Source organism: Acinetobacter sp. YH12129 (genome assembly GCF_013418685.1).
In the GTDB taxonomy this organism is placed as follows: domain Bacteria; phylum Pseudomonadota; class Gammaproteobacteria; order Pseudomonadales; family Moraxellaceae; genus Acinetobacter; species Acinetobacter amyesii.
In genome coordinates this window covers 144,809-160,493 of the sequence record NZ_VPBP01000002.1, presented here as the reverse complement: position 1 = coordinate 160,493, position 15,685 = coordinate 144,809, and the positions used below count along the sequence as shown (strand labels likewise).

The window sequence follows — 15,685 nt, the reverse complement described above, 5'->3', positions numbered from 1 at the left end:
TCGGCTTTTTTTATACCTTTAAATGCACTTGTATCTGGGTGATCTGTCCTTGTTGCTCACCCTGCTGCTGTTTTTCCTGCCAATGCCACTGTGAATCCCGCATACACAATAAATTTGAACAGCGGGTGCCATACACCGGACTTTGAATAAAGGTTGAAGACAGCAAATGTTCCATTTCCGCCTGAATCCCAGTATTGGGTAACAATGATGGAATGATTTTACGTTCATCTTCCAAAATATCCCACGCAGCAGCGTCTATATCCGCCTGTGGTTGCTGGCTTTGTAGCATCGGCAAAAATTCTTGAGTGAAACGTTTGCGTAAATGTCGGGTCTTTTCCCAATGTTCAGTCATTAAACCATTGGATGTGACATACACCCCTTTGGCTAAGACTTGTGGTGCTTCACCGCGATTACTCATATAAACGGCTTGAGTGGCATCGCCAACGAATAAATTAAAGCCAGCATAATTACATTGGATTTGTTCCAGTGCTTGCGCAAACCGAATGGGCGTTTGCTCAGATTCTAAAAATTGCTGAATCAAAGCGCCACGTGAAGTGGGATATGTGGTCTGATCACGACCATCACGAAAATTGGTCACAATCGCCCAACGCCCTTGAGCGGTTATCCCCATCCATGTTCCACCAGACTGTAAGTCCTGCCCTGCAATAATCGGACTATCTACCCATTGCTTTAGGCCTGCCGTCGGTCGATGATAAAACTCATCACGATTCGAAATCAGGCAGAGTGGCATGTCATCCAAGACCTGCCAAGCAAAAGCCACAATGCACATATTCAACTCTCAATATCTTTACACATTGAATGTACAACATTTTTCAGCGCATTCAGCTAAAATCTGTGCAAAACATAATGACAAGGAACAGCAATGCTGACATATCCAAATATCGACCCTGTGGCGATATCACTGGGGCCACTACAAGTTCACTGGTATGGTCTGATGTATTTATTGGCCTTTTTATTTGCATGGGGCTTGGCAACCTACCGTGCAAAACAACGTGACGGCTGGAACGCAGAAATGGTCTCTGACCTGATTTTCTACGGTGCATTGGGTGTCGTGATTGGTGGACGCTTTGGCTATGTCTTCTTTTATGGTTTCGATCAATTCCTTGCCAACCCACTGTGGCTGTTCCAAGTTTGGACCGGCGGCATGAGCTTCCATGGCGGTTTCCTTGGGGTCATGATTGCCATGTTAGTGTGGTGCAAGAAATATAAAATGACTTGGTTCCAGACCCTCGACTTTATCGCACCCTGCGTTCCAACAGGCTTAATGTTTGGTCGTATTGGGAACTTTATTGGTGGCGAGCTATATGGTCGTGCAGTGACTGACCCTAATTTTGCTTTCGGTATGATCTTCCCGACCGATCCACTTCAGTTGGTGCGCCATCCGTCGCAACTCTATCAAGCACTCTGTGAAGGTTTAATTCTGTTTATCGTGCTGTGGTGGTTTAGTTCAAAACCTCGTCCACGTTATGCCGTTTCAGCTTTGTTCCTCATCGGATATGGTATCGCACGCTTCACCGTTGAATTCTTCCGTGAGCCGGACAATGGTCAACTGTTCATTGGATGGATGAGTAAAGGTCAGTTCCTGACGGTTCCGATGATTCTGATTGGACTATGGATGATGTGGTATGCCTACCAGAAAAAAATCTATGACTGGGGTCCACAAAAAAATCATTAATATTTTATAATTGTCTTTAAGCAAGCGAGGTCTAAGCCTCGCTTTTTTATGCGCTGAAATTTATCCCTTCATACGCATTTACTGCACATGAAGTGACTGAATTAGACAACTGATCTGTGCTAAAGTTTATTCAGCTTATTTTTAAACTATCGATCCATGCTTGAATTTTGGTTTAACCCCAGCGTTTCTGTACTTAAAAAAATCCTGTTTTTTATTGCGATGGCCATACTGACAGGTGCTCTGTATTGGATGGAACCCTTAACACTTCAAGCCATTCTCATGTTCATGGGTACAGGTGTCATTTTCCTGATTTGTCGTTATTGCAAGATTCATTTTGCAGCAAAAAATCCAACAGGTTTGCTCTATCGTTTATTGACGTGGATTCCGATTGCACTGCTGTTGGCATTGGTTTTTATCAACATGAATAAGGGTGAAATTTTGATTCCGGGTGCTCAAGGCATTGGCTTTATGGCTTTGGCGATCTGCCTGCTCTCCCCGATTTCACTGCTGAATAAAAACGAGAAAACTTCATCCGAAGGTAAAGTTTAAATGCTGACGTTTTGGTACTCTGAGCGCTGTAACCGACAAATCAAGCTCATCATTTGTATCAGTACCTGCGTGCTAATTTTTCTATGTGCAGAACAAAAACAACTTGATCCCCGCTTTGCGGGCATAAGTTTAGCCATTGGTTTGATGATTGATCTGCTTTATAAGCTCAGACAAGACAAACTGAGAACACTGTCTCAGTCATTAAAATGCGCTTTGGCTACTTTGCCAATTTTATGTTTAGTGTGCTTAATTTATTTTCTACCCAATGAGCAACGCTGGATTTTAGCGCTGCAATGTGTGGGCTTTGCTGCAATTGGATTATTTATCGTCTCGATCTACAGTCAGCGTGCAAAAAGGTTTGAAGACTAACCTTTTTTGCAGCCATGGGCTTTAATCTGCTAAGCGGTAATAGCTGTATTTCACATTTGGAGTTCGATAGACCGCATAACCCGCTTGACGATAATCAGATACCCAGTCCTTACCTGAATATGCTGCGATATGACCATAACGGCTACTTTGATTGCGGTCGATAATATAAATATCGCCTTTCTTTGGTCGATCAAACGCTAAATTAATTTTTTGATAACCAATTTTTTGTAATGTGCTGCCCCAATCTGCTGCGGCAACGGGGTGACCGTTAAAACGTGCCCCTGCGGACTCAAGTGCTAAACGAACACTGCGGGCACATTTCTGAGTACTGCTTTGACGGGTAATGCCTTGTAAAAATCCAGTCAAACGATCGATATCAATACGCTGACCATTGCGGGATACCACATTTTTAGTCGCTGCTTTTTGAGTGGTATTGGACTTGCCCGTATTTTTACTCGCCTGAGAACGAATTATGATATTTGCCTGAACTGGAGCATGCACTTCACTCAAGTTTACATTGTGATCATAAGCCATTCTTTAACCCACACTCCCGCCTGTATTTAGGCATTCAAAAATTTTAACGAGGGTGATAGTACCGCGTAAATTATGTTTTTTCATGTAAAAAATGTAAGATTTCTTAAACAAATCTTCACATTTAAATACGATCGTCTATTTTTAATTCAATTGGATTTATTTTTGATATCAAACTCTTAATCAAAAATAGCAGCCCAAAACCACCTCTTTAAAATGAGAAAAATCACGTGTATTTTTTTAATCAAACTTATCTGTATTTTTTTCAACGCTGCGAATGTAACATCGCTCAATATATAAACAATAGAGCTTAAGTTTTCTAATTTCATTCTTGATTTAACAGACATATTGTCTCGTTAACACTTGATGTAATTGTTATAAATAGGCGTCTTCAGCCCAGACAACTCAGCGCTTGTTGCCTGCAAAATTTGGTCATCACCCAATAAACACCGTATGTTTTGGATTTTTTAAACCTGACTATATTCAAGCGCCCATCACAGTTCCTTCCACACGCAAAACAAGCTAATATGTGCCACAAGAAATTTAGCAAATTATGAGAGAGACATGCGCCAGTATTTAGACCTTTTACAACACATTCTCGACAACGGCGGTGACAAGGGCGACCGTACGGGTACGGGAACACGTTCTGTATTTGGTCATCAAATGCGCTTCGATCTTTCTCAAGGTTTCCCTTTACTCACCACCAAGAAAGTTCATTTCCGCTCTATCGTGATTGAACTGTTGTGGTTCCTTAAAGGCGATACCAATGTTCAATATTTGCAAGACAACAAAGTCTCGATTTGGGATGAATGGTCTACAGCAGAACAAACTGCGCGTTTTGGTCGTCCTGCTGGCGAATTAGGTCCTGTTTACGGTCATCAATGGCGTAATTTCGGTGCAACCAAAAAAGCCGATGGCCTATATGAACAAGATGGTTTTGACCAAATTAAATGGTTGGTCAATGAAATCAAAACCAATCCTAACTCTCGTCGTCTAATCGTGTCGGGTTGGAACCCAAATGAGGCAGGTAATGTTGCATTGCCACCATGCCATACCTTGTTCCAATTTTTTGTCCAAAACGGAAAATTATCCTGCCAATTATATCAACGCAGTGCTGACGTTTTTTTGGGTGTGCCGTTTAACATTGCCAGCTATGCCCTGTTAACACACATGATTGCGCAAGTTTGTGGTCTAGGTGTAGGCGACTTCGTTTGGACCGGTGGGGATACACATTTATATGCCAACCATTTCGAACAAGCGCAGTTGCAATTGACACGTGAACCAATGGGTCTGTGCCAATTAAAACTCAATCCTGAAATTACCGATCTTTTCGATTTTAAATTTGAAGATATTGAAATCGTAGGTTATGAATCACATCCTGCGATTAAAGCCCCTGTTGCGGTTTAATTTCAGAAATCCCAAGTGAAAAGCAAAATCCCGCTTTACCTCAAGCGGGATTTTGCATTCTAATAGACGACAAATAATTCGGCTATTTGAGTTCAAACTATGGCATTTCAAAATTTAGAAATCGTGCACGTTGTCGCTATGGATCAGCAGCGCTGCATTGGTAAAGGTAATGATTTGCCGTGGCATATTTCTGCCGATTTACAGCACTTTAAAGCCATCACCCAAGGCGGTGTGGTGGTCATGGGACGCAAAACCTTAGAGTCTATGGGACGTACCCTACCGAAGCGTGTCAATTGGGTCATTACACGAGATAACACTTGGTCATTTGAAGGTACTAAAGTCGCATATAGTATCGATGAGGCGTTAACGCAAGCAGTTGCTGATGTCGCAAGTTCCGAAAAACCAACGAGTTTGTTTATTATTGGTGGTGGTGAAATTTTTAAGCAAACCATCGGCATCGCAGACCGTTTAGAACTCACGCATGTTGAACTGGATGTTCAAGGTGATGCGCATTATCCTGAAATTCCTGCGGACTTTCAAAAAGTGGCGTCAGAACAACATATCGACGACAAAACTGGGATTGCTTTTGAGTTCGCAACTTACCGAAAATAAAGAAAAATCTTAAGCTAAAAGAAAAATATGCAACAGAGTGACCAACAAGCAATGTTCAAAAAAATAGGGCGAAGTATTCTTCATGCTCTATTTAGTGTGTTTGTCCTCTGTTCTTCGATTTGGCTCTGTGCCGCCTTGTGGATACAGCAACCGGCAGGCTGGTTAGGCAGCCGCATTATCATTGGAATCTGGATTGCTTTTGCCCTGAGCATTTTAGGCATCTATATTACCCAACACTTTTTTAGCCGTCGTAAAGATGTCTTGATTTATATTGTGGGCTTTATCTGTGGTCTATTTTGGTATTTTGGCATGGAAGCGCATCAAGATCGTGAATGGAATCCTGAAGTAGCTGAAATTCTACATTATGAAAAGCAAGGTAATCTCGTCACCTTACACAATGTGCGTAATTTCGACTGGCATACCGATGGTAGCTTTACCCCGCGTTGGGAAACTCGCCAATATGACCTGAGTCAAATCAATGGCGTCAACATCATTACCTCGTATTGGATGGGGCCGCAAATTGCCCATACACTGGTCACTTTTGATTTTGCTGACCGACCACCGCTGACGTTTTCGATTGAAATTCGCAAAGAGAAAAACGAAGAATTCTCTGCGATTGGTGGTTTTTTCCGTAAATATGAACTGAGCCTCATTGCATCAGATGAAAAAGATATTATCTATACCCGCAGCAATACACGCGGAGAACAGGTCTATTTCTTCCCCGTAAACATGCCAAAATCTGAAATGCAGGCGCTGTTTATTGAATATCTACATAAAGCCGATGAACTGCAGACTCAACCCAAATGGTACAACACACTCACTAGTAATTGTACAACACTGGTGTTTGACATGATTCAAGCGGTTTCCAAACATCAACTTCCAACCGATTACCGCTTATTTGCATCCGGTTATTTGCCGAATTATTTGCACGACCTCCATGCCATAGACCAAAATTGGGATATGAAAACATGGTATCAAAAAGCCCATGTTAACCCCCGCGTCTCTCAAATTAAGCAACTGAGCAGTGAACAATATTCGAAGTTAATCCGACAAGGTTTGCCGCATTCACAGTCTAATCCAAGCGCCAATCAATTGTAATTCTTAAATATTGATACAAATATGGCTAGCTTATCTGTGCGATATTTGCTTAGATAATTGAAATGCTTCCACGGGGAAATTCCGATGCTAAAACAAATATTTGTTGCTGCAACTTTGGTTTCAACTTTAGTGGTGACAGGCTGTGAAAGCATGCCTGCACAAGACAACACCATAACTGAAAATTTAAACCTATTACAAAATCGTACTTGGATTGCCACTCAGATTGGCAATACCCCAATTAAAACAGCACCCAATGCGCATAATATTCCAAGCATTCAATTCGATGCGGCTTCAAAACGTGTCTCAGGTGCAGACGGCTGTAATCGTATAATGGGCGGCTATAACGCCGGCAAAGACACTATAACGTTTGGCCCGATTGCAGCGACACAAATGGCTTGTCTCAATAACAATGGGCTAGACCGACAGTACCATGCAGCACTCGAAAAGGTAACGCATTATCAAGTTTTTGGAAAAACCTTGAAATTGCTAGACCGTCATGGCAATTTATTAATTCAATATGAAAGCGCCGTTCAACCGCGTTAAATCATTTTAAAAGTCTGCTTCGGCAGACTTTTTTATTCACTGTTCAGTCATGCCAGAGACATTTAATGCACATAAACTTGTGATTAGTATACAGACGTACATTGCAGTTTTTAGCTATAACCCCATATTAAACATCAGGGAACAAGATAGGATTTCACTATGCAACAAGCGGTATTTGGTGGTGGATGCTTTTGGTGTGTAGAAGCAGTTTTTCTACAACTTCAGGGCGTGCAAACAGTTGTCAGTGGTTATGCAGGGGGAATTACTCAGCATCCGAGCTATGAGCAAATTTGTGAGGGAAATACCCAACATGCAGAAGTCATTCAGATCAATTTTGATGACAGCCAAATCAGTTTTAGCCAATTGCTGGATGTATTTTTCGCAACCCACGATCCCACTACGCTGAACCGTCAAGGCAATGATGTCGGTACACAGTATCGCTCAGTGATTTTCTATCAAGACGAATCACAAAAGCAAATCGCTGAACAACGTATTGAAGAATTAAAAGCTGAAGGCATCAATATCGTGACTGAACTCAGTCCAATGCCGACCTTCTACCCTGCCGAAGAATATCATCAGAACTTCTTTGCGCGTAACCCAAACCAAGGTTATTGTAATTTTTCAATACCACCTAAACTCATGAAATTACGTAGCAAATTTCAAGACCTACTCAAATCTGAGTGATCTAATTAAACGGCATCTATTTTCAAAATAGAGACATAAAAAAAGCGACATTTCAGTCGCTTTTTTTTAGCTATCTTTGCTCAGTGCTTAGTTATCACTGGCAAAGGCGATATCGCTGAGTCCGGCTCCACTCGCACGCGACATCACTTGCGCAACTGTGTCATAACGTGATTCTTTATCGGCTTTTAAGACCAATGCAGGTTTACGCTCTTGCTGACCAGCTGTATTTAGACGACTTTCTAAATCTTCGAGCGTCACAATATCACCATTCCAAGCGATATCACCCGCTGAGTTAATACTGATGGTTACGCTTTCAGGCGGCAGATCAATCACTTCTGCAGTCGTTTGTGGCAAGGTTAATGGAATTGATGGGTTGGCAACAGTCGCAGTCACCAAGAAGATGATCATCAATACCAACATAATATCGATGAGCGGAATGAGGTTCATCTCATTCATGCCAGCATCGTTGTCTTCACCCAATTGAAAAGCCATTAAGCTTGACCTCCAGCTAAACTTTGCTGTGCAGTTTTCACGTCTTCTTTCTTCGCTGCAGATTCTTGTTGCAACATAGTATCAATCAATAAACCATGCGCTTGATCTTGCAATTCATTCGACAGTGTACGGTTAAAACGAACACAGATGTTATAAGCCAATACCGCAGGAATCGCCACAGCCAAACCAAGACCGGTCATGATCAAAGCTTCACCGACTGGAGTTGCCACTTGCGCTAAACCCGCTTGACCGCTTTTACCCACTGCTACAAGGGCATGGAAAATACCCCACACTGTACCGAACAAACCTACGAACGGTGCAATTGAAGCAATCGTACCCAATACAGATACGCCTTTTTCAGCATTAGCTTTTTCTACCGAAATTTGACGTAGTAATGCTTGTTCAGCCACAGCCTTACGTTGTTCAAAAGCCAAAGGAGCAAATTTCGCTTTCAGTTTGCTTAGTGCATCTGCAAGGTGGTTATACGCCACTTGTTTGAGCTGACGTGTGCCCATAATACGAAGAACGAAGATCGTCCAAGTCGCAATCGACATTGCAAGTAACACGAAATACAGTGTTTTGCTGACTGCATCTGCATGTTGCCAATAAACTGAAAAGTTCATATTCGAACTCCTAATGGGTTAGCCGGAATCTTAATTAAGTTTAAAGTTAAATGGTTGATCAACTCGCGTCGGAGTTGCCACACCATTATCAATATATTTGGATAAACGCGCACGCTTCACTGCTGCAGTCACTTTACGGTTCACAGCAGCGCCACAAGTCGAGTTTTTAATCGTTGCTGATTCGACTTTACCTTCAGCACTTGCTGCAATCGCAACTTCAACTGTACACGACGCTTTTAATTCACCATCTTCAAATTGAACATTAGGTTTCTTAATCCAACTGACACCATTACCGATGCTGACTATTTTAGGTGTCGGTGGCGCAGGTGGTGCTGGAGGCGCAGGTGGTGGTGCAACAGGTGCCGGAGGTGTTGGTTCAACACGAACGACTTTCGTTTCAGAAACCACAGTTGAAACAACAGGTGTTGGTGGTACGTTTTTGACCGCTTCAACAGTTGGTTTCGGCGCATCTTTCTTTTTCACCTGTTCCACTTTTTCCACTTTCTTCGGTGGAGGTGGTAACGGCTTATCTACAATTTTAACTTCTTTTGGCTTTGGTGGCTCTTTCTTCGGTTCTGGTTTTGGCTTCGGAGGTTCAGGTTTTTTCTCTTCAACAATCTTCACAAAACGAACTTTAATCGGATCTTTTTCAATCGGTTTAAGTTCTGGTGCTTTCATATTGCTGACCGCCCACAATACTCCCATATGCCCTACCACAACAGCGAGAAGCGCAGTAATGATTTTCTTTTTCATCGGGTTAGGTGATTGCATCATTGGAGCGGGAGATTGACTCATTAAACTCAGTTACCTTGAAGAAGCGATTGCATTTATTTTGTCAAAAATACAATCATGCTCATCGGTTAGCACAATTAAAGTACGGCAATAATAAATGAGAAGTGTTTTCATTTGCAACTATTAATTCGTCAGATTTAATGACTTTTTTTAATCATAATATAAAAAAGGCATACCTAAAGTATGCCCTTTTATTCAAAAATTCATCTCGTTTTATTGAAATACAACAGTTTTATTACCATCGACAATAATACGATCTTCAAGATGCCATTTGACTGCACGTGCGAGTACATTACGCTCTACGTCCTGACCTAACTCGCGCAATTGTTCAACGGTAAAGTCGTGACTTACACGCTCTACGTCTTGCTCAATAATCGGACCTTGGTCAAGATCAGCAGTCACATAGTGCGCTGTCGCACCAATCAACTTCACACCTTTTTCATGCGCTTGTTTATATGGGTTCGCACCAACAAAGGCTGGGAGGAATGAATGGTGAATGTTGATCACTTTCATTTCCCATTTTTGAACAAATTCTTCGTCTAAAATTTGCATATAACGAGCAAGAACGAGTAAATCATTGTCTTGCATCAACTGATCAATTTGCTCATAAGCTTCACGTTTGTTTTCTTTATTCACAGGAACAACTTCAAACGGAATACCGAAATTTTCTACAGATTCACGTAAAGCATCGTGGTTAGACACGACTTTGGTGATTTCACATGGCAAACCACCACGTGCATGACGCCACAACAGCTCAAGCAATGCATGGTCAACTTTAGACACCAAGATACCGACTTTCTTCACATCACTGACTAAAGCTAAACGCCAGTGCATGTTGTAACGCTCAGCAACATTGCTCGCAAATGTTTGAGTTAGACTTTCTTTACGGCTTTGTAAATTGTCCAATTCAAACTCAACACGCATGAAGTATCGCCCCCCTTGAGCTTCAGTCGCGTATTGATCAAGTGCGGTAATATTTGCTCCCTGATGATACAAAAAGCTCGATACAGCTTGCACAATCCCTGGTTTATCTTCACAGGTAATGAGTAAGCGTGCTGTGTTAGCGGTCGACATATTCATGTTGGTTTATATCACTAATCAGTTAAATTGAAAAAAGAGCCGAGTATTCTAACGCTTTTTAAAGCCAGACTAAATAGTCTTATTCAGTAACCTGATGCTTTACGTTTGAAAGACTTGCAAATAAGTCCGACGGCCCTAAAGTTTCGAGCAATCGCTCATAGGTTTCACGGCTTTCACCACGTAGATATGCACCTTCTAAGAACACCATTTGTCGTAGTGCTTGCCACACCCACTTTTCTTCCAAAGTGTTTGAGTCAGTAATATGGCCAGACATATAAAGGAAGTTGGTCCAGTTGGTCAGCACGATCCACAAGTTAATGGTTAAGGCCTCAATTTCAGAATCGGTCATCTGCATTAAGCCTGCGTCAACAAAGGCACGATAAATTTTCTGCCCTTGTTGCATGACTTGACCGGCAAAACGTGGATACATTTTGCGGAAATCTTCATTATTTTCGACCAAGTGATAAACATCACGATGTAAAAAGCGATAAGCCCATAATTGGCTACTTAACACTTGGAAATAGCGAATTTTATCATTGGCATCAAGCTGACGATCATCAGGAAGCGCTAACATTTCTAGCGTTTCATGCTGATATTGCTCCATTAATTCCTTAATAATTTCACTTTTATTTCGGAAATGGTAATACAAGTTACCTGGGCTCATTCCCAGTTCAGCAGCAATATGATTGGTTGTCACTGAACGCTCGCTACGCTCATTAAACAACTGCAAACTCAGCTGCAAAATACGTTCTTTCGTTTTTAAGGTTTTGGTGTGAGACATCCTAAAACAACCATTTATTTCAAAGCATTAGAACACTAACACATAAAGTAACTTGACTATTTAGAGTATTTACTCTAAAAATTAATTAATCGCTAATTTGGATATGGTCGTGCGACATGAATAGTCAGACAAAAACAACTTCAATGACACCACATTCTTTTGATCACCAGCATCTCAACAATATGTTGGAACAGCAGAAACAAGCGTATTTACGTTACCCATTGCCTACAGCGAAGGAACGTATTGATCGTTTGGCTCGGCTTAAGCGTATCTTAGTTAAGTATCAAGATCAATTTGCTGATGCAATTAATCAAGACTATGGTAACCGTTCTATTGGTGAAACCAAGATTGGTGAGTTACTTACATGTCTTGAACACATTAAATATTATAGCAAGCATTTGACAGACTGGATGAAACCATCCAAACGCCATGTCGGAATTATTCACCAACCTGCAAAAGCATGGGTGCAATATCAACCACTTGGTGTCGTCGGCATTATTACGCCATGGAACTACCCACTGCTTCTTTCTATAGGCCCACTGATTTGTGCTTTGGCTGCGGGCAACCATGCCATGATCAAAATTTCGAGTGCCTCTGCGGCATTCGGTGATGTGCTAGAAAAAGCTCTCGCAGAAGCATTTCCTCAAGAATTGGTCGCAGTCGTCAACGGTGGTGGCCCAATTTCAGATGCGTTTAGTCACCTTGCCTTCGACAAAATGATTTTTACTGGCTCGACCAATGTCGGTAAAACCGTCATGGCGGCAGCGTCTGAAAACTTAGTTCCGGTGATTTTAGAATTAGGCGGAAAGTCACCTGTATTGGTTCATCCGTCTATTGACCTTGCAGATGTCGCACAGCGTCTTGCTGTTGGTAAACTTTGGAATGCAGGTCAAACTTGTGTTGCACCTGACTATGTGTTCTTACCTCGTGGTAAAACAGCTGAATTTTTAGATCACTATAAAGTGTGCGTTGAAGCCATGTACCCAAGTATTGCCCAAAATCAGGACTACACCTCGATTATTAATGACAAGCAGTACAACCGCCTACAAGGTTATTTAGAAGATGCGCGTGATCAAGGCGCACAAATCATCAGTTTTAACCCACAAAATGAAGATGTGGACGCTGTACGTAAAATTGCACCGACTGTTTTAACGGGTGTCACTCCAGACATGCAAATTATGCAGCATGAAATCTTCGGTCCGATCCTTCCGATCATGGAATATGATCAAATTGACGAGGTTATTGCTTTTATTAATAGCCGTCCTCGTCCACTTGCTTTATACTATTTCGACTTTGATCAGGCACGTGCCGACTATGTCGCAACACGTACCCATTCAGGACATTTCGGACAAAACACGGTATTAACCCATGTTGCTCAAGATGACCTGCCGTTTGGCGGTGTGGGGGCTTCGGGTATGGGGAAATATCATGGTCCAGAAGGTTTCTTCAGTTTGTCGCATGAACGCTCGGTGATGTCGAATCCAAAACTCTATAGTTTGAAATTCATTCTTCCACCGTTCAATAAGCCGATCCACAAACTGATTTCGAAGACACTTCTTCGATAAACGATCAAGGCATGAACGATCACACTAGGTGATCGTTCGTTTTATGCAAAATCGCTTGTCTTTTAAGCGCATTTTTGATATAAAACGCCCCTTGAATGAATTCAATGTTTTTTTTGACTGGCCATACAGATTTGCTGTTGGCTAAATCAATGGAGTTACACCATGTCTAAGGTTTGCCAAGTTACCGGCAAGCGTCCAGTCGTTGGTAACAACGTCTCACACGCCAACAACAAAACTAAACGCCGGTTCGAGCCGAACCTGCATCACCACCGTTTTTGGTTAGAAAGCGAAAAACGTTTCGTACGTCTTCGTCTAACTACTAAAGGTATGCGTATTATCGACAAATTGGGCATCGAAAAGGTTGTTGCTGACCTACGTGCTCAAGGTCAAAAGATCTAAGGAGCTACGAACATGCGTGATAAAATTCGCCTAGTTTCTTCTGCTGGTACAGGTTATTTCTACACTACCACTAAGAACAAACGTACTATGCCGGAAAAAATGGAAATCAAAAAATTTGATCCAAAAATCCGTCAACACGTAATCTTCAAAGAAGCTAAAATCAAATAATTTTAGTTTTTTGAAAAAAACGACCTACTTAGGTCGTTTTTTTTTGCATTTTTTTTATTCGAATTGCTAAACTTTCAAAATGCTTTTGGCACTTTTTGTGCTTGTCTTTTTTACCCTTAACTTAGGCTTAAGGAGTTTTTAGTGCCTCATGATGTAGAACTCATAATATTACTTGCTGTTGGCTTTGGTTTTGCCTTAATTTTTGGCTATATTGCTGCACGCCTGCGACTTCCTCCCCTTATCGGCTATCTGATTGCCGGTATTATTATTAGCCCAAACACACCTGGGGTAGTTGGCGATATCCATCTCGCTAACCAATTGGCCGAACTCGGTGTGATGTTTCTGATGTTTGGCGTGGGTATGCACTTTTCACTCAATGATTTGATGCAAGTCCGTCGTATTGCCCTCCCCGGTGCCATTTTACAAATTGCAGTGGCGACCTTACTCGGTATGGGAATTTCCATGCTTTGGGGCTGGAGCATGGGTTCAGCTTTAGTGTTTGGCTTAAGTTTGTCGTGTGCAAGTACTGTCGTTCTACTCAAAGCCTTAGGTGATCGAGGCTTGCTCAACTCCGTCAATGGTAAAATTGCTGTGGGTTGGCTCTTGGTTGAAGACTTGGTGATGGTTCTGGTCCTGGTCCTTCTGCCTGCGACTGCCGTACTGCTTGGCGGTCAACCGCTCACATCAGGCAGTGCCGATGAAAATATTTGGCTGACCTTAGGTCTAACTTTACTCAAAGTTGCTGGCTTTATTGCCTTCATGCTGATCATTGGTAAACGCTTAGTGCCAATGATTATGCAAGTGGTTGCACGCTTAGGCTCACGTGAATTATTCACGCTCACCGTGGTTGCAGCAGCCGTATCTATTGCCTTTGGTGCCTACAAGGTATTTGGTGTATCCATGGCACTGGGCGCATTTTTTGCCGGTATGGTGGTCAAAGAGTCTGACTTTAGTCACCGTGCAGAAGAAGAAACTCTTCCGCTTCGTGAAATTTTTTCGATTCTGTTTTTCGTCTCCGTCGGCATGCTGTTTGATCCACGGATCTTGATTGAACAACCACTTCATGTCTTAGCAGTAGTCGGCATTATCATGATTGGTAAGACCATCGCTGCAATGGCGTTGGTGTTGTTCTTCCGCTACCCCATCAATACCGCATTAACCGTTGGGGCAAGCTTGGCGCAAATTGGTGAGTTCTCATTTATTTTGGCGACCTTGGGTGTATCTCTAAACCTCCTTTCTATGGAAGGACAAAATCTGATACTGGCAGGTGCTTTAATCTCGATTACGCTGAATTCATTTGTATTTTCTGCCATCGAGCCTATGCAGCGACTCATCCGTGAGCGCTCGAATTTGGCTCGTTTACTGGAACGTAGTAGTGACCCATTGGCCATGTTGCCGGATGAGGTCTCACAGGATTATCTACGTGATCAGGTGGTGCTGATTGGTCATGGTGAAGTCGGTCGTCGTATTACCCGCGAATTAATGAATGAAAACATTAAAGTGGTTATTGCTGAAGAAAACCGTGAAATCGTGGAAAACTTACGGGAAAAAGGCATCGCTGCGGTATCTGGTGTGGCAACAGAACCCGGCGTTTTAATTCAAGCCCATATTCAACACGCACGCCTTTTGGTCATTTCACCTATGGATATTTTAGATATTCATAAAATTGTCGACATTGCAAAAATGCTGAATCCATCCATCCAAGTATTGGTGTGTGCGGAAAGCAAAGAAGAAGCTGAAGTCATTCGTCGCGACAATGTCGGTGAGGTTTATTATGCCAAAGAGGAAATGGCGAAAAATATGAGCAATCATATTTTAAATCAAATCCAAATTGCCCATCACCAAACACCGACACACTAAGATGTCAAATTAAGTGCTTAAAGGTGATACCAAAAAGGCGATGCATTTAAGCATCGCCTTTTTTTAATGGATATAATTCATTAATTTTAAAATTACAAATAATTGAATTTAAAAAACATATTGATAAAATAAGCATCAAACGAAGCATCATTTTTAAAAACTTCAAACAAGAAACGAGAAAAACATGTACATCCTCTATTTAGGCCTTGCCATTATTTTGATTGGCGGTCTGGGCTTTCTCATCGCTGCATTTAAAACCAGTATTTTATGGGGACTGGGCTGTCTATTGTTTTATCCCATTTCCATCGTCTTTCTGATTCTGTATTGGCAAGATGCCAAAAATCCTTTTTTTTTACAGCTCATCGGGGTCTTTATTGTATTTTTAGGTTCGATACTGATCTCACCTGCTGAACTGAGCAAAGTCTAAGTGCCATTT

At 41.9% G+C, this 15,685-nt stretch carries 20 protein-coding genes; 13 read left to right on the top strand and 7 right to left on the bottom strand.

The annotated features are described in order from the left end of the window. Positions 1 to 10 precede the first annotated feature (10 nt). On the bottom strand, positions 11 to 790 hold the full coding sequence (locus FTU65_RS02105) for an NRDE family protein (RefSeq protein WP_218946139.1): 780 nt from the start codon (positions 788 to 790) through the stop codon (positions 11 to 13). 93 nt (positions 791 to 883) lie between these two features. On the opposite strand from FTU65_RS02105, the gene lgt reads away from it, so the two are divergent. From lgt to FTU65_RS02090, 3 genes are all read left to right on the top strand, one after another. Beyond that, positions 884 to 1,696: a prolipoprotein diacylglyceryl transferase gene (gene lgt / locus FTU65_RS02100; protein WP_180010199.1), complete on the top strand. Its 813-nt coding sequence runs from the start codon at positions 884 to 886 to the stop codon at positions 1,694 to 1,696. Positions 1,697 to 1,852: 156 nt separating this feature from the next. After that, on the top strand, positions 1,853 to 2,245 hold the full coding sequence (locus tag FTU65_RS02095; protein ID WP_180066298.1) for a hypothetical protein: 393 nt from the start codon (positions 1,853 to 1,855) through the stop codon (positions 2,243 to 2,245). Further along, complete coding sequence (locus FTU65_RS02090; RefSeq protein WP_180065190.1) at positions 2,246 to 2,614, top strand: hypothetical protein; 369 nt, start codon at positions 2,246 to 2,248, stop codon at positions 2,612 to 2,614. It begins immediately after the preceding gene. A 21-nt stretch (positions 2,615 to 2,635) separates the two neighbouring features. Here FTU65_RS02090 and FTU65_RS02085 read toward each other — a convergent pair whose 3' ends face one another. Continuing rightward, the gene (locus FTU65_RS02085; protein WP_078189680.1) at positions 2,636 to 3,148 is read right to left on the bottom strand and encodes a peptidoglycan amidohydrolase family protein; all 513 of its coding nucleotides are present in this window, start codon (positions 3,146 to 3,148) and stop codon (positions 2,636 to 2,638) included. Positions 3,149 to 3,709: 561 nt separating this feature from the next. Between FTU65_RS02085 and thyA the strand changes: the two genes are divergently transcribed. From thyA to msrA, 5 genes are all read left to right on the top strand, one after another. Then, positions 3,710 to 4,552: a thymidylate synthase gene (gene thyA, locus FTU65_RS02080; RefSeq protein WP_078189681.1), complete on the top strand. Its 843-nt coding sequence runs from the start codon at positions 3,710 to 3,712 to the stop codon at positions 4,550 to 4,552. 99 nt (positions 4,553 to 4,651) lie between these two features. Then, positions 4,652 to 5,164: a dihydrofolate reductase gene (locus FTU65_RS02075; RefSeq protein ID WP_180010197.1), complete on the top strand. Its 513-nt coding sequence runs from the start codon at positions 4,652 to 4,654 to the stop codon at positions 5,162 to 5,164. A 27-nt stretch (positions 5,165 to 5,191) separates the two neighbouring features. After that, complete coding sequence (locus tag FTU65_RS02070; RefSeq protein ID WP_180010196.1) at positions 5,192 to 6,262, top strand: DUF4105 domain-containing protein; 1,071 nt, start codon at positions 5,192 to 5,194, stop codon at positions 6,260 to 6,262. A gap of 84 nt (positions 6,263 to 6,346) precedes the next feature. Continuing rightward, positions 6,347 to 6,805: an META domain-containing protein gene (locus tag FTU65_RS02065; protein ID WP_168377884.1), complete on the top strand. Its 459-nt coding sequence runs from the start codon at positions 6,347 to 6,349 to the stop codon at positions 6,803 to 6,805. A gap of 159 nt (positions 6,806 to 6,964) precedes the next feature. Continuing rightward, complete coding sequence (msrA, locus tag FTU65_RS02060) at positions 6,965 to 7,489, top strand: peptide-methionine (S)-S-oxide reductase MsrA (RefSeq protein ID WP_180010195.1); 525 nt, start codon at positions 6,965 to 6,967, stop codon at positions 7,487 to 7,489. Positions 7,490 to 7,576: 87 nt separating this feature from the next. On the opposite strand, the gene FTU65_RS02055 is transcribed toward msrA, so the two are convergent. The 5 genes from FTU65_RS02055 to FTU65_RS02035 form a co-directional block, all read right to left on the bottom strand. Then, positions 7,577 to 7,981, bottom strand: coding sequence for a biopolymer transporter ExbD (locus FTU65_RS02055; RefSeq protein ID WP_078189686.1), 405 nt, complete (start codon positions 7,979 to 7,981; stop codon positions 7,577 to 7,579). Then, a complete protein-coding gene (locus FTU65_RS02050; RefSeq protein ID WP_078192725.1) occupies positions 7,981 to 8,604 on the bottom strand; it encodes a MotA/TolQ/ExbB proton channel family protein in 624 nt (207 codons plus the stop codon). Before FTU65_RS02050 ends, FTU65_RS02055 begins: the two co-directional genes overlap by 1 nt. A gap of 30 nt (positions 8,605 to 8,634) precedes the next feature. After that, the gene (locus FTU65_RS02045) at positions 8,635 to 9,399 is read right to left on the bottom strand and encodes a TonB family protein (RefSeq protein ID WP_180010194.1); all 765 of its coding nucleotides are present in this window, start codon (positions 9,397 to 9,399) and stop codon (positions 8,635 to 8,637) included. Between the two features lie 210 nt (positions 9,400 to 9,609). Further along, entirely contained in the window at positions 9,610 to 10,476 is an 867-nt protein-coding gene (purU, locus tag FTU65_RS02040; RefSeq protein WP_180010193.1) for a formyltetrahydrofolate deformylase, read from the bottom strand. Between the two features lie 79 nt (positions 10,477 to 10,555). Further along, positions 10,556 to 11,257, bottom strand: coding sequence for a TetR/AcrR family transcriptional regulator (locus FTU65_RS02035; RefSeq protein WP_180004567.1), 702 nt, complete (start codon positions 11,255 to 11,257; stop codon positions 10,556 to 10,558). Between the two features lie 116 nt (positions 11,258 to 11,373). Between FTU65_RS02035 and FTU65_RS02030 the strand changes: the two genes are divergently transcribed. The 5 genes from FTU65_RS02030 to FTU65_RS02010 all read left to right on the top strand — a co-directional run bounded on the left by FTU65_RS02030 (position 11,374) and on the right by FTU65_RS02010 (position 15,676). Beyond that, positions 11,374 to 12,822, top strand: coding sequence for a coniferyl aldehyde dehydrogenase (locus FTU65_RS02030; protein WP_180007171.1), 1,449 nt, complete (start codon positions 11,374 to 11,376; stop codon positions 12,820 to 12,822). 162 nt (positions 12,823 to 12,984) lie between these two features. Next, on the top strand, positions 12,985 to 13,221 hold the full coding sequence (gene rpmB / locus FTU65_RS02025) for a 50S ribosomal protein L28 (RefSeq protein ID WP_000048256.1): 237 nt from the start codon (positions 12,985 to 12,987) through the stop codon (positions 13,219 to 13,221). Between the two features lie 12 nt (positions 13,222 to 13,233). Next, entirely contained in the window at positions 13,234 to 13,389 is a 156-nt protein-coding gene (rpmG, locus tag FTU65_RS02020) for a 50S ribosomal protein L33 (protein WP_001205031.1), read from the top strand. Positions 13,390 to 13,530: 141 nt separating this feature from the next. After that, positions 13,531 to 15,249 carry a cation:proton antiporter gene (locus FTU65_RS02015; protein ID WP_180048845.1) on the top strand — a complete coding sequence of 573 codons (1,719 nt, stop codon included), beginning with the start codon at positions 13,531 to 13,533 and terminating at the stop codon, positions 15,247 to 15,249. A 184-nt stretch (positions 15,250 to 15,433) separates the two neighbouring features. Continuing rightward, positions 15,434 to 15,676 carry a hypothetical protein gene (locus FTU65_RS02010; protein ID WP_180010191.1) on the top strand — a complete coding sequence of 81 codons (243 nt, stop codon included), beginning with the start codon at positions 15,434 to 15,436 and terminating at the stop codon, positions 15,674 to 15,676. Positions 15,677 to 15,685 lie beyond the last annotated feature (9 nt).